Genomic DNA, 24,155 nt, shown 5'->3' on the forward strand with positions numbered 1-24,155 from the left:
ACTTACTACGACATCCCACCATCGACAGAAATTACCTGCCCGGTGATGTATGCTGCCAGGTCTGATGCCAGGAAAACGCAGGTATTAGCCACATCTTCCGGTTCGCCGGCACGTTTTAAAGGGATAGCTGCCGCCCATCCTTCGACCACTTTAGGGTCTAAAACGTCCGTCATCTCGGTGCGGATAAAGCCCGGGGCAACCACGTTTGTACGGATGTTACGCGAACCTAATTCTTTAGCAACCGATTTGGAAAAACCGATAATACCCGCCTTTGAAGCGGCATAATTCGACTGCCCCGCGTTCCCCTGGATGCCCACAACCGAGCTCATGTTAATAAAAACGCCCTTACGGGCTTTCATCATAATTTTTGATGCCGCCTTGGTAACGTTGAAAATCGATTTCAGGTTAACATTCAGCACATCGTCCCATTGTTCTTCGGTCATGCGCATCAGCAGGCCATCTTTGGTGATGCCGGCGTTGTTCACCACAATATCTAAAGCGCCAAAATCGGCCACAATATCGTTGATCAGTTTTTCGGCTTCGTCAAATTTAGAGGCATCACTGCGGTAACCTTTTACCTGTGTGCCTGCGCCCTGCAATTCCTGCTCAAGCGCCTGGCCTTTTTCAACCGATGATAAATATGTAAAGGCAACATTAGCGCCGTGCTCGGCAAATTTCTCTGCTATTTTGCGGCCTATACCTTTTGATGCACCTGTAATAAGTGCCGTTTTTCCTTCAAGTAGTTTCATAATTAAGTATGAGTTTTTCGAGTGGGTGAAGGTAATAAATTTTGAATAAGCGCAAAAGCGGTGTTTTTTTCAATTGCATTAACTAAAACTGAATGATCAAAAAAGCATTTGTAGCAAAGGTGTGGAAGCCTGGCGTAACGGAACCACCATCCCGTGAGTTATAGTTAGCACCTACAGTACCCAAGCTATATTTTGCTTCGATACCCAAGCTTATATTTTCACTTAATGAGATGTTGAACCCCGCTTTAGGGGCGATATAAGTTTCTTTTTGGCTGGCCGATGCGGAGAGGGAGGTCGTTGTGCCGTTGCCGGCTGTCATTTCAAATTTGGTAAATACAAATCCCGCGTTTGCGCCGCCATATATACTTACCAAACCGCTGATGGGCAGTTCGTAGGCTGTTCCCAAATAAACACCCAGTCCGCTGTAATTGCTGTAGGTAGCAGTGTAAGTGCTTACGCCGTCCTCGGTATAGGTAAAGCTGCTTTGTTTGGGTTTGAAAGAGCGGTAATCAAGCGTGGCCGAATATACCACACTGCCCATTCTCCGCCTTACAGACGCTCCAAATACTTTGGCACCCTTATAAATCTCCTTCAAGTCGCCCTGCGGCGACTCGTAACCGCCACTAATGGCCATCATCCAGCCATCCTGCATTACATAGCCGCCGCTATTGTAGCTGCTGCCGCCAAGCATATCGCCATCGCCATTGATGCCCTGTGTGCGGCGTTGCGCGTTAGCTGTAAAACAAAAGGTGATGAATAAAAAAGAAAAGGCAACTGCTATCCGGCGGGCGGATGTTTTTGATATGGGGATGTACATTGTGTTAGATAAGGCTGGTTAAGGCCTCTAAAATAACAGAAATATTTTACCTGAACGGAAAAAAGTTTCGATTTTTTCATTCGTTAAACCTCTATCCCAGGCAAATAAGAACTAAATTAATTGCACATTTATATAATCATATCAAACATATAAATCCTTAGTACGTTCACCACTACAAGTAAAATATCCCTTCATGCCCACAAAAAAATTAATTGCCCCCTTTTACGAACGCCTTGCCTTTGTTCTCATCGGCGTTTGCATTTTAGGATATATTGTTGTTGCCGGTAAAGAGATACTGGACCCTATGATGTTTGGCTTCCTGTTTGCGGTGCTGCTGCTGCCGGTATCAAACCTGCTGGAAAAGAAACTGCGTTTGCCACGCAGCGCGTCATCTTTTATATCCATACTGTTATTAATTACCTTTGTTGGAAGTATCTTATACCTGATAGGGTCGCAAATATCAAACATAGCCAACGACTGGCCTATGCTGCAAACGCAGGTAAAAGAATCAATAGCTAACCTGCAGGTTTGGGTGCAGGATACCTTCCATATTAACGCGCATAAACAAATAACATACGTAAATAGCACTGCCGATAAAATTATGGCATCGGGCACGGCGGTATTGGGTACCACATTCGGTGCGGTATCATCGCTGTTATTGTTCTATGTATTTATATTGATCTTTACTTTCTTCATCCTTTTTTACAGGCGCTTGCTGTTCCGCTTTATTACCTGGGTATTTAGCGACGACCATAAAGAGGTGGTGGTTGATATTGTAGAGAACGTTCAAAAAATATTGCGCCAGTACATTTTTGGCTTGCTGATAGAAATGGTGATCGTATCTGGCATGGCTATTACCGTGTTTTATATCCTCGGCATAAAATACGCGGCCTTACTGGGCATTATTGTAGGGGTGTTTAACATTATCCCGTACATAGGAATATTTAGTGCATTATTACTAAGCACCATTGTAACATTTGCCACCGGCACCATTAGTCAAACACTCTTTGTTGCAGGTAGTGTAGTGGGTATCCACCTTGTTGATGCTAACTTTTTACTGCCTGCGGTTGTGGGCTCAAAGGTTAGGCTTAACGCGTTGATATCATTTGTTGGTATTATTATTGGCGAAATGATGTGGGGATTATCGGGCATGTTCCTGTCAATCCCGGTCATAGCCATTTTTAAGATAGTATTCGATAGGGTAGCAAGCCTTAAACCATGGGGTTACCTGCTGGGCGGAAACTATGAGTACAAGGAGTCGGCAGAGAAGGAAATGAAAACAGAGTAGCTTAGCCGATGAGTTTATAAATGCTGATGTAGATGGTGATACCATAAGCCATCAGCATAATAGTGTTCAATACCAATAGCCAGTTCAAGTCGTTTTTGCTGAATTTTTTGATGGAGCAGATGACAAGCAAGGCTATGAACCCCAATATCAGCAGAATAGGAAATACTAAAGTCCACGGATTTTTTGGCGACAAGTAAATGTGCTGTAGCTTAGCAGTATCGCCCTGCAAGAATGGCACTATCGCTATCAGCAATAAAAAGAAAAATAATCGGGTTACAACTTTAGCGGCTATCTGGCTTGTTTTCATTCGCGGCCAAATTAGTAAATTTGGCGTAATGAAATATCATCGTAAACTATCCTTCCTTATATTTTTACTATTGCCTGTGTTTGCTTTTGCGCAGGTTAAGCCGGCCACTTCGTTCCGCATTGTGCCTTTGGGTGTTTTAGGCGGTGCCGATGAAAGTAACCTATCGGCATATATGCTGGCGGCCAAAGGCACTAATAATTACATCTGTTTAGATGCCGGGACAATTCTTGCGGGTATTGCCAAAGCACAAGCGTACAAAACTTTTACTGTGCCTGCCGCGGATGTATTACGGAAATATATTAAAGGTTATTTCATTTCCCATGCGCATTTAGATCATTTGGCGGGGATGGTTATGAACGCGCCGGATGATAGTACAAAAAACATCTACGGATTAAAAAGTACGCTGGAAACCATTAAAACCCATTATTTTACCTGGAAAAGCTGGGCTAACTTTGCCGATGATGGCGGCGCGCCGCTACTCAAAAAATATCATTACAAACCCTTAGAACCGGGCATTGAAACGGCTATTGAAAATACAAACCTGCAGGTGCAGGTGTTCCCGCTGGCACATTCCAACTTAACCAGTACCGCGTTTTTAGTAAGGAGTAATGATAGCTATGTGTTATACCTGGGTGATACGGGTGCCGATGAAATTGAGAAAAGCCAAAACTTGCACAACCTGTGGGTTGCCATAGCGCCCCTGGTAAAAGCTAAAAAGCTAAAGGCCATTATGATAGAGGTGTCATTCCCTGGTGAACAACCCGAAAAAAGCCTGTTTGGCCACCTTACCCCGCGTTTGCTAATGAACGAAATGGGCGAGCTTAGTAAGCTTAGCAATACATCCTTAAAAGGGTTTAACGTTGTGGTTACTCACCTAAAGCCGCCTTATAAAAACATCACCCAAATAAAAGCGGAGCTTAAAGCCGGCAACAAAATGCAGTTGAATTTAATTTACCCTCAGCAGGGCAAGGCGCTGGAATTTTAGGGGTTACTTATCATCTAACAGATCGATACAGTTTTTAGACATAGCTTTTAAGCGGGCATCAAGCGTTGCCGCGCCTTGTGTATCTTTCATGTTTTTATAAAGCATTTTTATAGTTGCAAGGGTCTCGTCGCTTGGGTCGCAGGACTGGGCTTTTTCCAATTGGGGCAGGGCTTTTTTTGTTGCCGCGATGTATAAAGCGGTAAGACGTTTATTCTCGTTGATGTCGCTTTTTGCGGCGTTCAGTTTTTCGCTTATAGCGGTAACGTCTTTAAGATAAAGATACCCAAGCGCCCTATGGGCTACGTAATAGTTAGGCACTGCTACAGCTACTTTTTCGTAATACTCAATTGCCTTTACCGATTGGCCGTCGTTTTCAAACAAATTGGCTATCGAATAATAAAAACTGTTGCGCATGCTTTCCTTAAGCTTATCGGCATTGGGGATAATATCTTGTCCAAGTGTTAGCGCATCACCTTCGCCCTGAAGTCGTTTCAGATTAAAATCGAGGTATTTATTATATATCTCATCAGCGGTTTGCGCATGGGTGGTAGCAGCGGCAAATAATATGAACAACAGGATAATGAGTTTCTTAAACATAAGCGGTTCTGTAATAGCTAATATCGAATTATGAATTAAGAATAATAAACTAAAGGTAAATAATTTACACTTCATCATTCAACATTCAATGTTCGATATTATTATTCTTATGACCAGTTTAAACCACATTAGTTTAGTGCCTTCCATTTTTGATACGCCTCCCTCAAGCAATGTCCGCAGGGGCGGAAATCGTTTGCTTTAGCTTCTTGTTCATCCGTAAAGAAAACCCGGTTATCTGGTTTCATTCTTTTGCCCGAACCACAACTCAATTTACCGTAAATTTTTAATCTGCGATTGCCCCCAATCAATATTTTACCCTTATCTATCAACCGCTTCAGCGCTTTGGCCCTGGTGAAAGCACTATCGCCCAGTTCAACGTGCCTTATCATGTAGCATCATGGAAGATGATCCCCAGCGTGTGCCTGCCGCCCAGGGTTACTTCGCTTACACCGTGTTTCATATTTACGCGGTAGTAACCCCTGGTGCCCATTACCGGCCTAAAGTTAGTGGTAAAAAGCAGCACGTCGCCTTTCTTTGGGTTTAGTACTATGGCCTTCGATTGCATCCTTGGCCGTTGTTCTACCAGTACAAATTCGCCACCCTCAAAATCCTCACCCGGTTCGCTCAGGCACACCACCAGTTGCATTGGGAAGTACACTTCGCCGTAAAGGTCTTGGTGCATAGCGTTGTAGCCGCCCTTGTTGTACTTTAATATTAGTGGGGTAGGGCGCAGTTGGCCGTGTTTGTGACAGAGGTCTGTCAACTCGTTCAATGTGGCAGGGAACTGCTTGTCAATGCCCAGCACATCCATCCATTTATTGGCTATGGGTGCAATGTTTGGGTATACGGCATCCCGCAATTGTTGCACCATGCCCGGCAACGGGTAGCTGTAATATTTGTATTGCCCCAAGCCGTAGCCATGATGCTCCATTACGATGGTTTTGCGGTAACCGGTTTCGTCTGCATAGTGGTCTACCAACTCATCACAATCATCTGCCGATAAAATATTGGGGAAGGGAGCATAACCTTTGGCGTGCATGCTTTCGGCTACCTCCACCCAATTTACTTGCGAAATTCTTTCCTGTAATTCCATATTTATATGGCCGTTTTTAAGTCGTGTTGTGCCGCTTCCCAACCTATCATGGCTGTTTTACGGGTACTGCCCCAGTGGTAATGTCCAAACTCACCTGTAGATTTTATAACCCTATGGCAAGGGATCAAAAACGCGACCGGATTAGCCCCAATAGCAGTCCCAACAGCCCTGCTTGCCGTAGGCATCTTCACCGTATTCGCCACAGTTGAATAAGTGTTCAATCCGCCCATCGGGATCTTCAGTAATGCTTCCCAAACTTTTAACTGAAAGTCTGTACCCTTTAAGTGAAGTTTGATGTTTGGTAGCTGCGACCAGTCTTTTTTAAATATGAACAAAGCGTTTTGCTGCGCGATGTCTACCACCTGGTAGTAACTTGCGTTTGGGAATTGCGCGTACAATTCGTTAAAGGCTTCTTCCTTATCATCTGCAAAAGCCATATAACATAATCCTTTTGGGGTTGATGCCACCAGGATATTACCAAATGGCGTTTCGGCATAGCTGAAGTTGATTGATAGAGCCTTGCCACCGTTTTTATACTCGGCAGGCGTCATCCCCTCGATGTTAACGAACAGGTCGTGCAGGCGGCCTGTGCCGGATAGGCCGGTTTCGAACGCGGCATCAAACAGGGTGGCTTGTTGTTCTTTGAGAATCCCTTTGGCGTAATCTAAACTCAGATATTGCAGGAATTTCTTGGGGCTGATGCCCGCCCAATCCGTAAACATCCGCTGGAAGTGGAAAGGGCTAAGGTTTACCTTTTCGGCAACTTCGTCAAGGTTGGGCTGGGCTTTAAAGTTTAGCTTTATGTAATCTATCGCCTCGGCAATACGCTCGTAATTAATGTTGTTTTGTGTTTCCATGATCGAATTATTTATAACACAAAAGTACCGTGGTGGCATAGGCATTAAAACCCGAAACTTGCGGAGTTATGCGGGTAACAAACAAACCCGTCATTGCTTAGTACTTCGCAATGATGATTTTTCATGAGCTTGTCTTGTCTCTTGATTATTATATCTTGAATCTATTCCCTCACTTCAACTCATTCAAAACCCTAAACATCTTCTCCCGTATCCCGCTGCCCGGGCCGTAGTAGTTGTTAACCATTATAGAAAAACAAAGCTGGCGGCCCTCATGCGTTTGAAAACCGGCGTATGCTTGTACGCTGTTGATGCTGCCGCTTTTCATCTTCATATCGTTATACACGGGCAGGCTTTCGTAAAAGTCGTTAAACCAGGCGGCTGCCCGTGCCGATTGCAGGATGTGCGCCACGGTAGAAGTCGTTATCCTATCCTCGGGAGAAAGGCCGCTGCCATCAAAGATGTTCATGGAGCGTTTATCAATGCCTTTTTGCTGCCAAAAATCTTTCATGGCATCTACACCATCATTGGTAGATACCCCTTTGCCCACTTTGGAGGCGATAGTTGCCAGTAATTGCTCGGCATACAGGTTTACGCTTTTTTGGTTAAGCCAGTAAACTATCTTACTTAATTCGGGCGATAGAATGGTGGTAATACTTTTTGTAGCGGTTGCAACGGTTTGGCCTTTATCTGCCAGCATTACCGATGAGGTTGGCTCAGCGCTAATAGCGATGCCGATACGTTTAAGTGTATCACTCAGTCGCAGGGCTGCATCATAAGCAGGGTCGGGGATGGCGGCTCCAATGCGTTTCTTGGTTTGGTCTATGGCATAAGTACCACGGACATACATCACTTTGCTGCCGTATGCGGGCAGGTAGGGGTAGGCCAGGTCGCCGGTTTTGGCGGCGCCGTTAGTTAGTTCGCTTTTATATTGCAGGTAATTGGTTTCGGGGTTGGTGCCGGCTATGCCTATGGTATTGCCCAAAGCGCCCGTGCGCAGTAAAATATCAAACTGATTTTCGCGCCAGCAAAGCCCGGCTATGCCCCCGCCGTAATAGGTGCCCAAATCCTGCCAGATCCATCCATCCGGTATCGACTGGCTTTTGAACGCGCCGTTATCACCAATAACTCTTCCGTTAATTTTTTTGATACCTGCTTTTTTAAGCGCGGTAACCATGGTATTTAAAACCACACCCTCGCGGGTAGTAGCCCAGCGCCAGCTACCCAGGGTAGGGTCGCCGCCGCCTTTGATGATTATATCGCCGGTAAGAGTACCATCGGCACTGATAGTGCCTGTATAGCCTAATTGGGTTTGGTATTGAAAATCCTTCCCCAAAACATTAAACGCGGTGATACTGGTAACCGTTTTTAAGGTAGAGCCGGGCGCCAAGCCCATATCCGGATTGGCGGCAAACACCACTTCGCCGGTTTTGGCATCAAGCACCGTTAACGATACCGATGCATAACGGCACTGGCTATCCTGTTGTAAACGGGTAAACGCTTTTTGTATATTTTGCTGCAGGGTTTGCGCACCTGCAATATTGGCTATAAATAAAAAACTAACTAACCACGTCCGTTTTATCCTCATTAGTAACGTTGCGTTGTGATATATAATAAATAGGGATGCCTATCAGTACGATGATCAATCCCGGCCAGGTAAACTCTGGCTTGTAAATAATTAATAACGTACAAAATGCCAGTCCCATTATAATGTAAATGGCAGGTAGCACGGGGTAACCGAAAGCTTTGTAAGGTCTTTCGGCATCAGGCATTTTTTTGCGGAGGATGAAGATCCCGAAAATAGTAAGCACATAGAATAGCACTACCACGAAAGAGATCATATCCAACAAGTCGCCGTATTTACCGCTAAGGCAAAGTATCGAAGCCACTACCGCCTGGATCCATAAACCAAACTCGGGTACGTCATTTTTATTAAGTGTGCCCGTCCTTTTAAAGAACAAGCCGTCTTTAGCCATGGAATAATATACACGTGACCCCGCAAGGATCAAACCATTATTACAACCAAAGGTAGAGATCATGATCATCACCGCAATAACCAGTGCGCCTTTACTGCCGAAAATCACGTAAGAAGCTGCAACTGCTACACGGTCTTTATCGGCATTAACAATATCATGCAGGGAAAGTACGCCGGTGTAAACTACGTTAGCAGATACGTAAATGATAGTCACGATCATGGTGCCGAAGAACAGGCTCAGCGCTACATCGCGTTTAGGGTTCTTCATTTCGCCGGCTATAAAGGTTACGTTATTCCAGGCATCGCTGCTGAAGATAGAACCTACCATGGCTATGGCGATAGCACCCAAAGCGGCACTCATGGTATAGTCGGTAGTTGTGCCATCTTTAGCCAGTTTGTGCATATCCCAGGCGTTGGTCCAGTTGGCTGTCCAGATCTCGCTTTTAAAGGCGATAAAACCAAAAATGATCAACCCGAATAAGCTTAAGAGTTTGGTAAGGGTAAAAGTAGTTTGGATAATCTTACCGCCCTTAACACCTTTTGTATTGATATAAGTGAGGAATACGATTAAAACGATCGATACTAATTGAGCTGAACTTATTTTAAAAAAGCCGCCGTTTAGCACAATGTAATCCTCACTTACCAGATATTTTAAAGAGGCTGGCATTATGTAAGCGGTGAATTTAGAAAATGCCACACCCACAGCAGCTATCGTCCCGGTTTGGATCACCGCGAAAAAACTCCAGCCGTATAAAAAAGCTATGAGTTTATTGTATGATTCTTTAAGGTAAATGTACTGGCCACCTGCTTTGGGGAACATGGCGCTTAGTTCGCCGTAGCTTAGAGCTGCGGTAAGCGTCATGAAACCGGTGATCAACCAAACGGCTATCAGCCAGCCGGCCGAGCCTACGTTGCGGGTAATATCTGCACTTACAATAAATATACCAGAACCTATCATGGAACCCGCTACCAGCATGGTGCCGTCAAGCAGGCCTAATTCATGTTTTAACTTGGGCTGGGTAGTCTCGTTTGACATTAGGGTTTAGTTTAAAGTACTAAACTATTCAAAAACTTTAAATTGACAGGCTATTGTAAAGAAATTAATTTACTATTTTGCGGCAACCAAATTATAAACAGCGCGTTGCGCAAAGTATATAGCACACTTATAAACTAATTATACAATATGGATCTTTTGAACACTTACTTAATTTATTTGATTCCTGTTTTCGGCCTCGTAGGTATCATCGTGATGGCGATAAAATCTGCATGGGTAACCAAACAGGAAACAGGCGATGCCTCTATGAACCAGCTTGCTGGCTATATTGCTGATGGGGCAATGGCCTTTTTACGCGCGGAATGGAAAGTATTAGGCTATTTTGTTGTTGTTGCGGGTTTACTACTTGCCTGGAGCGGTACAACAGTGGGTGACAAATCAAGCCCGGTTATCGCGGTATCATTTATTATCGGCGCTTTCCTGTCTGCTTTTGCAGGTTATTTGGGGATGCGCATCGCTACAAAATCAAACGTGCGCACTACACAGGCGGCTAAAACAAGCCTGGCGCAAGCATTAAAAGTTTCGTTTACAGGCGGTACCGTTATGGGCTTGGGCGTGGCGGGTTTGGCTATTATTGGCTTAGGCTCGTTATTCATCGTGTTTTATACCATGTATGTTACCAGTAAAGGCGAAAGCGTTAATGGTGAGGCTATGGCCAAAGCGCTTGATGTATTGGCAGGCTTTTCGTTAGGTGCCGAGTCTATCGCGCTTTTCGCGCGTGTTGGCGGTGGTATTTATACCAAAGCTGCCGACGTAGGTGCAGATCTTGTAGGTAAAGTTGAAGCGGGCATCCCTGAGGATGACGTGCGTAACCCTGCAACCATTGCAGATAATGTGGGCGATAACGTAGGTGATGTTGCCGGTATGGGCGCCGACTTGTTCGGTTCATACGTGGCTACAATGTTGGCTACCATGGTATTGGGCCGCGAGATGGTGGGCGTAAATGGGGGTGCAGTGAATGACCATTTCGGTGGTATTGGGCCAATTTTACTTCCAATGGTAATTGCCGGATTAGGGCTTATCTTTTCTATCGTAGGCGCATCTTTAGTAAAGATCAAAAAAGAAACTGATAGTGTACAAACCGCTTTAAATATTGGTAACTGGGCTTCGATTTTACTTACCGCTGTCGCTACTTATTTTGTGGTGCAATGGATGCTGCCAGAAGGTACATTCCATATGGTGCGTGACGAAGTTTCAGCTGGTGTTACTAAACCAGGGATTATTCCATTCACTAAAAACGGTGTATTTGGTTCTATCCTGGTAGGTTTAGTGGTAGGTACGCTGATGTCTATCATTACTGAATATTATACCGCTATGGGCAAACGCCCGGTGATGAGCATCATCAGGCAATCATCAACAGGGCATGCTACTAATATTATCGCGGGTTTAGCCGTGGGTATGGAATCTACCGTGTTGCCTATTTTGGTGTTAGCCGCAGGTATCTATGGTTCATACTTCTTCGCCGGTTTATACGGGGTGGCTATCGCCGCTGCCGGTATGATGGCGACAACAGCTATGCAATTAGCTATCGACGCATTTGGCCCAATTGCGGATAACGCGGGTGGTATTGCCGAGATGAGCCGCTTACCTGAAGAGGTGCGTGGCCGTACAGATAATTTAGATGCCGTAGGTAACACTACAGCCGCAACCGGTAAGGGTTTTGCAATTGCTTCGGCGGCGTTAACCTCACTGGCCTTATTCGCGGCGTTTGTGGGTGTTGCGGGTATCGAGCATATCGATATTTATAAAGCCAACGTATTGGCAGGTTTATTTGTGGGCGGGATGATCCCGTTCATCTTCTCGGCATTGTGTATCTCGGCGGTAGGCCGCGCGGCAATGGCTATGGTAGAAGAAGTTCGCCGCCAGTTCCGCGAAATTCCGGGCATTATGGAATACAAGGCTCGCCCCGAGTACGAAAAATGTGTGGAAATCTCTACCAAGGCATCTATCCGCGAGATGGTTGCACCGGGATTGATCGCTTTAATTACACCAATAGTGATTGGTTTCGCCTTCGGCCCCGAAGTATTGGGTGGTTTATTAGCGGGAGTTACCGTATCCGGGGTATTAATGGGGATTTTCCAAAGCAACGCAGGTGGTGCATGGGATAACGCTAAAAAATCATTTGAAAAAGGTGTGGAGATAAACGGCGAGATCTATTACAAAAAATCTGAACCGCATAAGGCATCAGTAACAGGTGATACCGTTGGTGACCCGTTCAAAGATACCTCAGGCCCATCAATGAATATCCTCATCAAGTTGATGTCTATCGTTTCGTTGGTTATTGCGCCGCACTTAAACACTGCCGATAACACCAATAAAATGATGCAGAAACAAGAGAAAGTACAATCGATGAATGTACACCAGATCCACGTAGATAAAAAGATCTAATCTGGATTTGATAAATAATAGGAAAACCCTTCGAGTTATCGGAGGGTTTTTTTGTAGTACGCCCATTCAAGCGTATAAGTTTGAATGTATATATGTGGTAAACGTCCACGCTTGCGTTGCTGTGACGTAAGCGTGGACGCTTACATTTTTAATTGTTCAAGCGTGGACGCTTGAACAGGCGGATGTCGTGCTATTGATTCTGAAATTTTTTTAAAATTACAATAGCTTTTTCCATGTCTTTATCAGATATCATTACTTTTACCGGGGCAACCCCGCCTGCAGATACTTGCCAGGGCGCAATAGTTCCCATCAATCCATTTTCGATGAAAGATTCGATCCCCTCGTTTTCGAGCAGAAATTGAACTTGTGACGCGTCGTTAAAACTCCCGGCGTAAACTTGCATCATCGTATCATTATTGGTAGCCATAATTTGTGGTTTTAGTTGTAATTCAATATAACTAAAAAATATTTGGTTAATAGAAAAGGTTTATATTGGGGGTAATGAAGAAACCTATTGTCCGTTATATCCTCTACACCCTCTGCCTGTACCATCTTTACCTTTACCTGCCAGATCTCTTCGACCTGTTTAAGCTCGACATCCAGCCACCTACTACAGATTACCTGATGTATTTTGATGCGGCGATGTTACTGATAGGAGGGATAGTGATTGGGGTTGTGTTGATAAGAATAGGCGGGAAGTTTAATAAGGTTTTAGGCGTAACTATGATATTGATGAACGTGGTATTGACACCCTGGTTTATTTTGCGGTGATAGCCGGGATAAACCCCAACGCGTCGTTGCGCGGTACGAAGCAATCGCTTTAGAACAATTGGACACTTTGCATATTCGACTTGCCTGAAGAGATTATTAATGTTTTAATTTTTATTTATGGAATTAATGAGCTCCCTACGGTCGGTTGTTCACTTTGGTATCGTTCCTTGCAACAGCGGAATGAATTTGCTCGTTTTCTAACCTCTTAGTTTTTTCAACACCGAAAATTATCTAAACAAAATTTTACAGCAACCCACTCGCTATCACAACCTTTAATTTTGTGGAAAACAGCTATAGCCTTGTTACATTCTGCCCTTTAACTTTTCAATAAATTTAAGTACGTTTGGGAAAACTGATTTCAAGACTATTATAACTGATCTATTTAATTAAAACATGAAGGTATTTGTAAAAAAATCTATTGAACAGCTAACCTCTTCTGTAGATGCAGAAGGAAGCCTGAAGCGAACGCTTGGGGCGGGCAACCTTATTGCGTTGGGTATTGGTGCTATTATTGGTGCAGGTTTGTTCGTAAGAACGGCTGCTGCAGCAGGCGAGCACGCGGGCCCGGCGGTAACGTTATCATTTATAGTTGCGGCTATTGGTTGTGCTTTCGCGGGCCTTTGCTACGCAGAATTTGCTTCTATTATCCCTATTGCAGGTAGCGCGTACACTTACGCTTATGCTACCATGGGCGAAATTGTTGCCTGGGTTATTGGTTGGGCATTAATATTAGAATACGCGCTTGGCGCGGCTACAGTATCCATCAGTTGGAGCGAGTACGTCAATAAGCTCCTCGGCGGGGCCATACCCTACGAGTGGTGCCACTCTCCGTTAGAATCTGTAATGGTAAACGGGGCATCGGTACATGGTATCGCTAACCTTCCCGCATTATTGATCCTGTTGGTTTTATCGTTACTATTAATAAAAGGTACGCAAGAATCTGCTACCGTAAACGGTATCATCGTTTTCATTAAGGTGGCTATCGTATTGGTATTCATCGTTATAGGCTGGCAATATGTTAACCCGGTTAATCATACACCATACATGATCCCTGCTAACGCGCCGGATGTTTTATTGGCGAGTGGCAAAACGTACTCATACGCGCCGTTCTTTAATCACGGCTGGGGTGGTATCATTAGTGGTGCCGGTGTGGTTTTCTTTGCCTTTATTGGTTTTGATGCCGTATCTACCGCAGCGCAGGAAGCAAAAAACCCTAAACGCGATATGCCTATTGGTATCTTGGGTTCGTTAGTGGTTTGTACTATCCTTTATATCTTATTCTCTTGGGTGTTAACTGGTGTTGCACCTTACCAGGATTTTATGAAATCTGGTAAAGAGGCTTCTGTAGCTTACGCCATAACCACTTACATGCACGGTTATGCATGGTTATCTACTTTGGTAACTGTTGCTATCCTTGCAGGTTTCTCATCCGTTATTTTGGTGATGCTAATGGGCCAGTCGAGGGTGTTTTACACCATGTCGATGGATGGTTTGCTGCCAAAAGTATTTTCAGATCTTCACCCCAAATTTCGCACTCCATACAAAAGTAACATCATCCTGTTTGTTTTTGTGGGCTTGTTCGCGGCGTTTATTCCGGGTAGTGTTGCCGGCGATCTAACATCTATCGGTACGCTGTTTGCCTTTATATTGGTATGTGTTGGCGTAATGTTATTACGTAAAACCAACCCCGATCTGCCAAGGCCGTTTAAAACACCTTTAGTGCCATTGGTGCCTATTTTGGGTGTGATAGTTTGTGCCGGTATGATCGTAAGCTTACCTGGCGAGACACAGGTAAGTGCGCTTGTTTGGATGCTTGCCGGTTTGGTTATTTACTTTGGTTACAGCCGCAAACGCAGCAAACTGGGTAACATAGCAGACGTGCTTCCTACAGCATCAGATTTCGAAAAAAGGTAATTTAAATTATTGCCATATTAAAAAGGTTCTGCAATTGCAGAACCTTTTTTGGTTTAAACCCTTTTGTAAGCAATGAATACCAAACGGATACTGTGGGTGCTTGTGTTTATTGCCATCATCAACTCCATGGGGTTTGGTATTATTATACCCCTGCTATACCCATACGGTAAAAAGTTTGGTGTTACCGAACATACCATCGGCCTGCTAACCGCGGCTTACTCAATAGCCCAGTTCTTCGCCACGCCGGTGTTAGGGTCATTGTCTGATAGGTTTGGCCGCAAGCCTTTGCTTGTTTTTAGCTTAATAGGCACATGTGCGTCCTTCGTTATATTCGGGTTGGCCAATAGTATTATTATGCTTTTTGCTGCGCGGATATTGGACGGGTTAACGGGCGGTAATATCTCGGTTGCTCAGGCCATGGTATCAGATATTTCGTCTCCAAAAGAACGTGCTAAAAACTTCGGGATCCTCGGCTCGGCATTTGGGTTTGGTTTTGTGATAGGGCCGGCTATAGGCGGCTTGCTGAGTAAGTTTGGGATGAAGGTGCCATTTTACTTCGCGGCGGGCATAGCTATCCTTGGCGTGCTGCTTACCCTGTTTTTCCTGAAAGAAACCAACAAGAATAAGACCGGCAAATCACCTGTTAAAAAGAACAGGTTTAGTTTTGTATCTCTTTATACAGTGTTGAAAATGCCGGTTGTTGGTACAGCCATATTTACCGGTTTTTTACTGACGATGGCGCAGTTTACCATGCTGATAGGTTTCCAAACCTTTAGCGTGGACGAACTGAAACTGAACCCTACCCAGATAGGCTTGTTCTACGGTGGCTTTGGCATCAGCGGGATATTGATGCAGATGCTGGTGCCTGCGGTAAAAAAAGTGATCTCATCGCAGGCTATTATCTTGCTTATCTCCACCCTGTTTTGTTTGGGGATGATGATCCTGGCAGGGTTTGCAACAGGCATCATACTCTTCGCAGTATCAATTGGTATCTACGGCTTGTTCAACGGCCTGCGTAACCCTATGCTAAACGCTATTATAGCCGACCGTAACAATGGCAACGAGAGGGGTAAGGTAATGGGTGTCAATCAGTCGTACGCTTCAATAGGGCAAACCTTAGGGCCTATAACGGCGGGGTTTATCACAGTTATATCAATACACAGTATATTCTTTTTAGCATCTTTCTATATTTTAATTGCACTTTTGTTTAGTATTCGTTTGATCACAAAAGAAAAACAACCCTAAGCTTATGCATCCACTTATATTTAAAGAGGTATTATCCGTAACGATGATCCTTTTCGCCATTATCGATATCCTTGGCGCCATCCCGGTAATTATTCAGTTGCGCCAAAAGGCAGGGCATATCGAATCGGAAAAGGCAAGTATAGCGGTGCTGGTATTGATGATAGGTTTTTTATTTGCGGGAGATGAACTGCTCGCGGTGATCGGGCTGGATATCTCTTCCTTCGCGATAGCAGGTTCCATCGTGATCTTCATCATTGCGCTGGAAATGATATTAGGCGTAAACTTTTTTAAAGAAGAAATGCCTGAGGCGGTATCCATCGTTCCGCTGGCCTTCCCGCTCATAGCAGGCGCCGGTACCATGACCACTCTGCTTTCCTTAAAATCTCAATATCAAACCCAAAATATCATCGTAGGTATCATCCTAAATACCCTGTTTGTTTACCTGGTGCTCAAAAATGTAAAGTGGCTGGAGAAACTGTTCGGCAAAACAGGCCTGCATATTCTGCGTAAAGCATTCGGGGTTATCTTGTTAGCTATCGCGATAAAGTTGTTCAGGAGTAATAGCGGGTTGTAGGCCATCATAATCAAGAAGTTAAGAGCCAATAATCAAGAAAAAGTGAATTTTCTAAGGTGTTATTTTTATCCGCGCGTTATTGCAAGGTACGGAGCAATCCCCTACTTACAGCGCCGCAGATCGGTCTGTCGAGGATAGTCATGCTATGCTTACAGCAATGACGGGTTTTTACGTTTGTTTTTGTCTTGTTTCCTGATTCTTAATTTCTTGCTTCAATTCCTATTCCGTCCTCAAACTCTTCACCGGGTTTGCAGATGCCGCTTTTATTGTTTGCAAGCTAATGAGCACTGCCGTAACCGCAAGCAAAGCAAATACCGCAATCACGAATGGCACTACGGTTAAACTGATCTTACAGGCATAATTATTAAGCCATTTATTCATCATCCAGTAGGCGATGGGGCAGGCGATAAGGCCGGCAATTACTACCGTCCCCAAAAAATCTTTCAGGAAAAGCAGCATTACATCCTTAACAGATGAACCCAGCACCTTGCGGATGCCTATCTCTTTGGTGCGTTTCTGGATGCTGAGCGAGATCAATCCCAACACGCCAAGCAGTACTATAATGATCGCTAAACCCGTTGCCAGGTACGATGCTTTCTTTAGCTGTAGTTCGGTTTTGTACATTTTGGCAATGGCCTCATCCATAAAACCGTATTCGAATGGTGCACCGGGTAACACCTCGGCCCATTTCTTTTGCAGGGCAGCAAGGCTGCTTTCGATATTACCCGGTTTTAGTTTGATAGAAAAGTACCTGTAAAACGGCGACCAGTTTACATTGATAAATGTTACCGGCGTTATCGGGCTTTGCATCGATCCGAACTGAAAATCGGCCACGACCCCACGTATGGTTAACTGCGGCATCCCCTGCGCATGGAACTGTTGCCCTATAGCGTCTTCGGCCTTTTTAAAGCCCAATGCTTTTAATTGCTTTTCGTTGATCACAACCTCGGCCGAATCGCCGGGCGCATACTGTGGTTTGAAAAATTCACCGGCTTTTAGCGGTATGCCGTAAGTTGCCGCGTATTGGTTATCTACAGTTAATAGCTGCGATGCGAACGCTTGGCTTGGGTTATCAGCCATTTTGTAAGTTTGCATGCTACCACCATTATTACCATCGGGGATTGCCCATGATAATGCGACTGAGCTTACCTGTGGCAATTGAGACAGCCGGTACCTTTTGTCCTCCATTTTCTGTACGCCGGGTTTGCTCCAGTCGCGCGGAAGTTGGGCATATACCACATAATCTTTATCATACCCCAGGCTTTTACCAAAAAACAGGTTGATCTGTTTGGAGATAACAATAGCACAGATCAACACCACCGCAGCCGTCCCAAATTGGAACGCGATAAGCGATTTGCGGAACAGCACGTTATCTTTTACTCGGTCCAGTTTGCCTTTCAATGAGTCGATAGATTTTAATGCTGATAACACCAAGGCGGGGTACAACCCGGCTAATAGACCGATCATCAAAGCCAGTATCACCGGCAATACGTAAAAGTAAAGCGGGAAGGAGAACAGGCCGCTGATGTCGGTAGCCAACAGATCTGCAAAGAATGGCCTTGCAAGTGCGTAGAGCATTAATGATATTAGGGTTGCTATGAGCACCATTAATACTGATTCGATGAGGAACTGCCAGATAAGCTGTTTCCTTAACCCTCCCAATACTTTGCGGATGCCCATTTCTTTCATTCGTTGCGATGAGCGGCTGATGCAGATATTCACAAAATTGATTACCGCCATCAGCAGAATAAATAACGCTATGGACGATAGCGTATAGAGCATTTTCTTGATGCCTGATTCTAAATAATAGGTTTTAAGCGGGACAATATAGGGCGTTAGGTTCTCCGCTATTTGCGGTGGAGCATTCCGTTTGATAAGGCTTTTCATCGGCCCGGTTAATGCTTCGGGTTTAATGCCTTCTTTTAATTCTATCAGGCCTACTATTGCTGTATTGTTCCAGCCATCCAAACTGCGGCCCAGGAATTTTGCCGCCGCCGACGGTAGGAAGAAGGTACTGTTACTGGCGTCGATCACATTGGTGACAGAGTTCTTTTTTAGTTTATCCAAAACACCGGTGATCATAAAATCGTGCTTCGTACCGGTGAAACTTTCGATGGTTAGCGACTGCCCTACGACATCCGTTTTGCCGAAGTATTTAATAGCCATTTCCTGCGTTATCACGGTCGAAAAAGGGTCATTCAAGGCCGTTTTTTGGTCGCCATTTAATAGCTTAAATCCGTACATATTCAGGAATGTGCTGTCCCCAACCTGCAGGCTTTCGCGGAAATATTTATCACCTTTAGACACGTTTGAGCTTACACCATCCCAGTGGTAGTAATTGGCCACCAGGTTGGGGTATTCCTCTTTAAGAGCTTTGGGCATGGAAGCAAGCGCGGTTAGCACGTAGCCCATGTTAGGGTCTTTCCACTTGCTTTGAATAATGTATTGGTTATCAGCGTTTTTAAGATCGGTATTTACGTTAACCTCGTGCCACACATAGGCCGCTATCAACAAAGTAAACGCTATCCCAACAGATAGGCCGAAGATATTAATGAGCGAGAAAAGCTTGTGTTTCCAGATGTTTCTCCAGGCAATAGTAAAGTAGTTGTGCAGCATAGGTAACGGGTTTGTTAAACTAATTTAGCTGCTAATACGCAAGTAATGAAAAGATTAACACTTTTTAACGCCTTGATAATATTACCTTACAATTGCGAGGAGCGTAACGACGCGGCAATTGTAGAGGACAAGCGGATATGCTGAGATTGCCACGCTATCGCTCGCAATAACATGTTGATTTATTCTTCTGCCTCTTGCTTCTTATTTCCTTGCTTTACTTCCTTCGCTATCATCCTCGCCACAAACATGGTATCAGCCTTATTTTCATACCCGGTTAGCACTTTCATTTCTTCCAGCTGTAAGCCAAGTTGTTTGGTGATGTAAGTTACAGCATCCTCATTCTCAGCTTTAAAGGCTGAGCAGGTGATGTAGATAAGCGGCTTGCCCGGCTTAAGATGCTTGGCAACGTTGGTAACTATGGCCTGTTGCAGGCGTTTAAAGAAGTCGGTTTTATGGATCTCGAACTGGCTGATCATTTCGGGGGTGCGGCCCCAGGTGCCCGAGCCACTGCAGGGGGCATCCAATATAATACCATCAAACTCGTATTGATATAAAAGCTGTTCGTTATTCTCGGTCAAATCCATTACCTTTTTCTGGTATTTGCGCAGACCGGCATTTTGGAAACGTTCATCCAGGTTAGACAGTATAGACTCGCGGATATCAGATACAACCAGCTTAATATCAGGCTGGAGGCTATGCAATAGTAAAGATTTACCACCGGAAGCCGCGCAGGCATCCCACCAGCTATCCCATTTCTGGGGCTTAAAGTAATTAGCAGTTTGTTGCGACGATAGGTCCTGCACCTCAAACCAGTGCTGTTTGGGGAAAATGGTTTCCAGCCGCGTTCCGTTTGGCAGCGAGAGGCAGTTGTTGCCCTCATCTTTAAAGATAACTCCTGCTTTAGTCAGCTCGGCTTTTACCTGAGCCTCGTAACCTCTAGCTACGCGGATGAACAGATCGGGCTGAATGAATAATGATTTCAGGAAGGCATCCTTGTCAATTCCTGCCGAAAGCTGCGCTGTCCACGGGAATACATCCTCCTGTTTAAAATCGGGATAGGTAGTTTTGATAAGGTTTATCTTTTCATCTATGCCAAAACCTACACAGGCGGCCCAGTCGGGTTTAAAGTGCTGCAAAAACGAGTTTGATTGCGTGTTGCACAGAAACTCGGCCACCATCAAACGGTCTTCAACAGGTGCAGCAGGCAAGGCTCGCCCCAGTCGGAAATAGTTATAGATCAACCTACTGGCAACGCGCCTGTCGGTAGATCCCATCTGTTTATTTTGACGATAAAAGCCGGGTAAAAACTTACCTAAAGGCGTATCTGCAGGGTATTCGCCCAATATTCGCTGAAACGTCTTTAACTGGTTTATGGCTTTCATTCTACTTTCTTTAGGTCGAAATTTTGATATTTAAGAATATCCACGTGGGTATTTATCCAGCCCAGCCCCGGTTTTTTGATGAAATGGAAACTGTTGTGCAAACCGGTATAATCTTCAAATTCGGCCTTGCTCATATCCTCACCATCGGCCAATAATTTACCAAAGTACAGGCCGTGGTCAAAGCCTTTAATGGCGAAATCGGTAGGTTCGGTATGATAAGTACGGCGATAGCTGCGTAAAAAGGTGTTTGTTTCAGCGCTTTTGTAATCAACCTTATCGGTGGAGGTGATGTGCGTGTTCAACCGTTGTAAAAGCGCGGCTTTCAAGAAAGCGAACTTTTCCCAGCTTGGGTGACCGAACAGCGTTACAGGGAACTTTTTAGATAAAGTATCCAGCGACCGCAACGTAACCATCAAAAAGGCTTGTTTTGTTGATGACACCAAGAAAATGTTTTGATCTTTTGCGGATAGCTGTACAACCAAAGGGGTTAAATTACCGCGTGTAACCGTAATGTTTACCACCTGAATCTTACGTTTGCTCAGGCTATCTAAAGTGCGTTTAAACGGCGAGGTATATAGCTTTTCATCGCTAAAGCCTGAGTTTAAAATGAATACTTTTTTGGGCTTAATGCTTTTGGCGATGTAGGTTGCCGCGCCCATAGCATGATATTCAAGAGGGGGCGTCATAGTAACCAAATTCTGATTTCTAAAAATAGCGGGTGCGGCAGGCGACAACGGCGAAATTATGGGTTTGCGAGCTGAAGCAAGCATTGCTGTAAAAGCCTTTACATCGTCAGGGAATACAGGGCCGATAATGATCTCGCTGTTTTTTACCTGCGGATTTAGGCTAAGGCTGTGCGACTGCGCCGCATCGTCCTTACTATCAAAAATTTGTAATTTGTAATTGCTACCTGTGGAGGTGAGTGAATCCAGCGCCAGCTTAAAGCCCTGGTAATACTCAACCGACATGTTCGCGGTTTTAAGTTTGGCAGCAGTGTAGCTTTGCCCCGCAACGGCATGATCAAGACCCAGTGGAAGGATAAGCGATATAACCGATGCCTTAGCCTCAGGTGTTTTCACCGAAGGCTTTTCGGCAGATTTGTTTTTTTTTATTACTGGATTTTCAGCTGTTATTTTTACGGTAGATGAGGGTACAGTCCGGATCTTAGGCGAACATGCACCAATTATTAGCGCCGTTAAGACAAATATAAACCACTTATTCCCACTCAATTGTGGCCGGTGGTTTCGAACTGATGTCATATACTACCCGGTTAATTCCTTTTACGTTGTTGATTATCTCGTTTGATATTTTTGCAAGCAGATCGTAAGGTAAATGGCACCAATCTGCCGTCATCCCGTCTAATGATTCTACCGCTCGCAGGCAAATTACGTTCTCGTAAGTACGCTCATCGCCCATAACCCCTACCGATTGTACCGGTAAATATATGGCGCCTGCCTGCCAAACTTTATCATAAACACCGCCACTGCGTAAATTGTTGATATAAATCGCATCGGCTTGTTGTAATATGTCAACTTTCTCCGGCGTAACGTCGCCAAGGATCCTGATAGCAAGGCCTGGTCCCGGGAAAGGGTGGCGGCCAAGTATGTTTGGGTCTATACCTAAAGCGGCCCCAACACGGCGTACTTCGTCCTTAAAAAGGGTGTTTAACGGCTCTACAACCTTCAGTTTCATAAAGTCGGGCAATCCCCCAACGTTATGGTGCGACTTAATAGTTGCCGACGGCCCTTTTACCGAAACAGATTCGATAACGTCAGGGTAAATAGTACCCTGGCCAAGCCAGTTTACACCTTGTACCTCGTGCGCGGCATCGTCAAATACCTCTATGAATACGCGGCCAATGGCTTTACGTTTTTTCTCGGGGTCGCTAATGCCGGCCAGCGCATCGTAAAAACGTTGCTTGGCGTCAATCCCTTTTATATTAAGGCCCATGTGCTGGTAAGAATCCAATACCGATTGGTACTCATCTTTACGCAATAAGCCATTATCAACAAATATACAGTGCAGGTTTTTGCCGATGGCCTGGTGTAGCAATACCGCCGCTACCGACGAATCTACACCGCCCGATAAACCTAAAACCACCTTATCATCACCCAATTTCGCCTTCAGTTCGGCAATGGTTGTTTCAATAAACGAATCCGGTGTCCAGTCCTGGCTGCAATGGCAAATATCAACCAAAAAATTTTGCAGCAATTGCTTGCCATCAATACTGTGGGTAACCTCCGGGTGGAACTGGATGCCGTAGGTTTGCGTGCCGGTAATTTGGTAAGCGGCAACTTTTACGCTATCGGTACTTGCAATAATTTCAAAATCATCTGCGATCCTGGCAATAGTATCCCCGTGCGACATCCACACCTGTGAACCTGCAGAAACATCTTTAAAAAGGATGTTATCCGGTTTAATGTAATCCAAATTGGCACGGCCATACTCGCGTGTGCTTGACGCCAATACCTCGCCACCATGGAAATGCGCCATGTACTGGGCGCCATAACAAACGCCTAAAATAGGCAGTGTTTTGTGGTGTTTAATGAACTCGAAATGCGGTGCATCATCCTGGCGTACAGAATACGGGCTGCCGGAAAGGATGATACCTTTAACGCTTTCGTCTACTTCAGGCACTTTGTTAAAGGGATGGATCTCACAGTAAATATTGAGTTCCCTGACACGGCGCGCGATAAGCTGGGTGAATTGCGAACCGAAGTCAAGAATAAGGATTTTTTCTTGCATGGGCAAAGATAGGATTGCAAAGGCAAAATTCAAAAGTAAAAAGTCAAAACCTTTTTGCTATTATTGATTAATAAATATTTGCTTTGTATGAGTCAAGATTTTGAACTTCGAGATATTAACACCCAACTTCAATTATTAAAAGACGAATTAATCAAAGTTTTAGATTCTCCATTTTTATCATTTGTGGAATTAATGAAAATAAATGAGATTGGGCTATATGTTATAATTAGTGATGATGATATATTGTATGTAGGTAAAACAACACGGGCTGGAAAAAAAAGAATAAGAGAACTTACAACGGATTTTAGAAGTCACACGTTTAATAAAAAAATGCTTGTAAAGCATTTAGATAGCTTAGGCTATACAGTGAATAAATCGAATATTAAATCAACAACTGAATCAAAAGGAGATGTAATATTAGACGTAAAATTTAAAGAAGCACAGCAATTTGTTAACACAGAAATTAAAAAATTAAAATTTAAGTTTTATACAACTGAAAAAATACAATTGACAAATTTTGAGCATTTCGCTATAGGCGTATTACAACCATTATTTAATGACTAAATATCTCTTTTCCATTCATCTATCATTCGTTTTTGAATAACCATACCGTCTTCCAAATCAGGTATTATACCATTATTTTTTTTCGCATCGAAGCCACCTTTACTTTTTTCTTTGTAAAGTATTTTGTCTATCTCTTCTATATCTTTTTTAGTGGCGCCTTTTTTTAATACTAATACCATGGCTGTGTTTGCTGTTAAACAATTTTAACGAAAAGTTTTTATGTTTTGTTACGACTTG

General features: G+C 44.3%; 23 protein-coding genes. 8 read left to right on the top strand and 15 right to left on the bottom strand.

Going from position 1 to position 24,155, the window contains the following annotated elements; translation table 11 throughout:
- Window positions 1–5: 5 nt before the first annotated feature.
- Entirely contained in the window at window positions 6–749 is a 744-nt protein-coding gene (gene fabG / locus NAF17_RS01655; protein ID WP_252756237.1) for a 3-oxoacyl-[acyl-carrier-protein] reductase, read from the bottom strand.
- 82 nt (window positions 750–831) lie between these two features.
- The gene (locus NAF17_RS01660) at window positions 832–1,566 is read right to left on the bottom strand and encodes a hypothetical protein (RefSeq protein WP_252756238.1); all 735 of its coding nucleotides are present in this window, start codon (window positions 1,564–1,566) and stop codon (window positions 832–834) included.
- Window positions 1,567–1,759: 193 nt separating this feature from the next.
- Here NAF17_RS01660 and NAF17_RS01665 point away from each other — a divergent pair, with 193 nt between their 5' ends.
- Complete coding sequence (locus tag NAF17_RS01665; protein WP_252756239.1) at window positions 1,760–2,854, top strand: AI-2E family transporter; 1,095 nt, start codon at window positions 1,760–1,762, stop codon at window positions 2,852–2,854.
- A 1-nt stretch (window position 2,855) separates the two neighbouring features.
- Here NAF17_RS01665 and NAF17_RS01670 read toward each other — a convergent pair whose 3' ends face one another.
- Window positions 2,856–3,161 (bottom strand): hypothetical protein, encoded by a 306-nt coding sequence (locus NAF17_RS01670; RefSeq protein WP_252756240.1) that lies wholly within the window; start codon window positions 3,159–3,161, stop codon window positions 2,856–2,858.
- A 28-nt stretch (window positions 3,162–3,189) separates the two neighbouring features.
- On the opposite strand from NAF17_RS01670, the gene NAF17_RS01675 reads away from it, so the two are divergent.
- Window positions 3,190–4,146 (top strand): MBL fold metallo-hydrolase, encoded by a 957-nt coding sequence (locus NAF17_RS01675; protein ID WP_252756241.1) that lies wholly within the window; start codon window positions 3,190–3,192, stop codon window positions 4,144–4,146.
- 3 nt (window positions 4,147–4,149) lie between these two features.
- Here the strand turns inward: NAF17_RS01675 and NAF17_RS01680 are convergent, their stop codons facing one another.
- The 6 genes from NAF17_RS01680 to NAF17_RS01705 form a co-directional block, all read right to left on the bottom strand.
- Window positions 4,150–4,743: a tetratricopeptide repeat protein gene (locus tag NAF17_RS01680; RefSeq protein ID WP_252756242.1), complete on the bottom strand. Its 594-nt coding sequence runs from the start codon at window positions 4,741–4,743 to the stop codon at window positions 4,150–4,152.
- Window positions 4,744–4,871: 128 nt separating this feature from the next.
- Window positions 4,872–5,132, bottom strand: a complete 261-nt coding sequence (locus NAF17_RS01685; RefSeq protein WP_252756243.1) for an Ada metal-binding domain-containing protein — start codon at window positions 5,130–5,132, stop codon at window positions 4,872–4,874.
- Window positions 5,129–5,836, bottom strand: a complete 708-nt coding sequence (locus tag NAF17_RS01690) for a 2OG-Fe(II) oxygenase (RefSeq protein WP_252756244.1) — start codon at window positions 5,834–5,836, stop codon at window positions 5,129–5,131. Before NAF17_RS01690 ends, NAF17_RS01685 begins: the two co-directional genes overlap by 4 nt.
- A gap of 2 nt (window positions 5,837–5,838) precedes the next feature.
- Window positions 5,839–6,693: a bifunctional helix-turn-helix domain-containing protein/methylated-DNA--[protein]-cysteine S-methyltransferase gene (locus NAF17_RS01695; RefSeq protein ID WP_252756245.1), complete on the bottom strand. Its 855-nt coding sequence runs from the start codon at window positions 6,691–6,693 to the stop codon at window positions 5,839–5,841.
- Window positions 6,694–6,862: 169 nt separating this feature from the next.
- Window positions 6,863–8,278, bottom strand: a complete 1,416-nt coding sequence (gene dacB, locus NAF17_RS01700) for a D-alanyl-D-alanine carboxypeptidase/D-alanyl-D-alanine endopeptidase (protein ID WP_252756246.1) — start codon at window positions 8,276–8,278, stop codon at window positions 6,863–6,865.
- Window positions 8,250–9,701, bottom strand: coding sequence for an APC family permease (locus NAF17_RS01705; protein ID WP_252756247.1), 1,452 nt, complete (start codon window positions 9,699–9,701; stop codon window positions 8,250–8,252). Before NAF17_RS01705 ends, dacB begins: the two co-directional genes overlap by 29 nt.
- Before the next feature lie 147 nt (window positions 9,702–9,848).
- Here NAF17_RS01705 and NAF17_RS01710 point away from each other — a divergent pair, with 147 nt between their 5' ends.
- A complete protein-coding gene (locus tag NAF17_RS01710; protein WP_252756248.1) occupies window positions 9,849–12,107 on the top strand; it encodes a sodium-translocating pyrophosphatase in 2,259 nt (752 codons plus the stop codon).
- A 190-nt stretch (window positions 12,108–12,297) separates the two neighbouring features.
- On the opposite strand, the gene NAF17_RS01715 is transcribed toward NAF17_RS01710, so the two are convergent.
- The gene (locus tag NAF17_RS01715) at window positions 12,298–12,534 is read right to left on the bottom strand and encodes a putative signal transducing protein (RefSeq protein ID WP_252756249.1); all 237 of its coding nucleotides are present in this window, start codon (window positions 12,532–12,534) and stop codon (window positions 12,298–12,300) included.
- A gap of 74 nt (window positions 12,535–12,608) precedes the next feature.
- On the opposite strand from NAF17_RS01715, the gene NAF17_RS01720 reads away from it, so the two are divergent.
- The 4 genes from NAF17_RS01720 (at window position 12,609) to NAF17_RS01735 (ending at window position 16,611) form a co-directional block, all read left to right on the top strand.
- Window positions 12,609–12,878: a hypothetical protein gene (locus NAF17_RS01720; protein ID WP_252756250.1), complete on the top strand. Its 270-nt coding sequence runs from the start codon at window positions 12,609–12,611 to the stop codon at window positions 12,876–12,878.
- 393 nt (window positions 12,879–13,271) lie between these two features.
- Window positions 13,272–14,792, top strand: a complete 1,521-nt coding sequence (locus NAF17_RS01725; protein WP_252756251.1) for an amino acid permease — start codon at window positions 13,272–13,274, stop codon at window positions 14,790–14,792.
- Window positions 14,793–14,864: 72 nt separating this feature from the next.
- Window positions 14,865–16,037 carry an MFS transporter gene (locus tag NAF17_RS01730; RefSeq protein ID WP_252756252.1) on the top strand — a complete coding sequence of 391 codons (1,173 nt, stop codon included), beginning with the start codon at window positions 14,865–14,867 and terminating at the stop codon, window positions 16,035–16,037.
- 4 nt (window positions 16,038–16,041) lie between these two features.
- Window positions 16,042–16,611, top strand: a complete 570-nt coding sequence (locus tag NAF17_RS01735; protein WP_252756253.1) for a MarC family protein — start codon at window positions 16,042–16,044, stop codon at window positions 16,609–16,611.
- Window positions 16,612–16,830: 219 nt separating this feature from the next.
- On the opposite strand, the gene NAF17_RS01740 is transcribed toward NAF17_RS01735, so the two are convergent.
- The 4 genes from NAF17_RS01740 to guaA all read right to left on the bottom strand — a co-directional run bounded on the left by NAF17_RS01740 (window position 16,831) and on the right by guaA (window position 23,354).
- Complete coding sequence (locus NAF17_RS01740; protein ID WP_252756254.1) at window positions 16,831–19,227, bottom strand: ABC transporter permease; 2,397 nt, start codon at window positions 19,225–19,227, stop codon at window positions 16,831–16,833.
- Between the two features lie 179 nt (window positions 19,228–19,406).
- Window positions 19,407–20,609: an RsmB/NOP family class I SAM-dependent RNA methyltransferase gene (locus tag NAF17_RS01745; protein ID WP_252756255.1), complete on the bottom strand. Its 1,203-nt coding sequence runs from the start codon at window positions 20,607–20,609 to the stop codon at window positions 19,407–19,409.
- Entirely contained in the window at window positions 20,606–21,688 is a 1,083-nt protein-coding gene (locus NAF17_RS01750; RefSeq protein WP_252756256.1) for an ABC transporter substrate-binding protein, read from the bottom strand. The genes NAF17_RS01745 and NAF17_RS01750 overlap by 4 nt, the downstream gene beginning before the upstream one ends.
- Before the next feature lie 136 nt (window positions 21,689–21,824).
- Window positions 21,825–23,354, bottom strand: a complete 1,530-nt coding sequence (gene guaA, locus NAF17_RS01755; protein ID WP_252756257.1) for a glutamine-hydrolyzing GMP synthase — start codon at window positions 23,352–23,354, stop codon at window positions 21,825–21,827.
- 87 nt (window positions 23,355–23,441) lie between these two features.
- On the opposite strand from guaA, the gene NAF17_RS01760 reads away from it, so the two are divergent.
- Window positions 23,442–23,918 carry a hypothetical protein gene (locus tag NAF17_RS01760; protein WP_252756258.1) on the top strand — a complete coding sequence of 159 codons (477 nt, stop codon included), beginning with the start codon at window positions 23,442–23,444 and terminating at the stop codon, window positions 23,916–23,918.
- On the opposite strand, the gene NAF17_RS01765 is transcribed toward NAF17_RS01760, so the two are convergent.
- Window positions 23,915–24,097 carry a hypothetical protein gene (locus NAF17_RS01765; protein WP_252756259.1) on the bottom strand — a complete coding sequence of 61 codons (183 nt, stop codon included), beginning with the start codon at window positions 24,095–24,097 and terminating at the stop codon, window positions 23,915–23,917. The genes NAF17_RS01760 and NAF17_RS01765 overlap by 4 nt on opposite strands.
- Between the last annotated feature and the right edge of the window lie 58 nt (window positions 24,098–24,155).

It is taken from the genome of Mucilaginibacter aurantiaciroseus (assembly GCF_024055595.1).
Taxonomy (GTDB): domain Bacteria; phylum Bacteroidota; class Bacteroidia; order Sphingobacteriales; family Sphingobacteriaceae; genus Mucilaginibacter; species Mucilaginibacter aurantiaciroseus.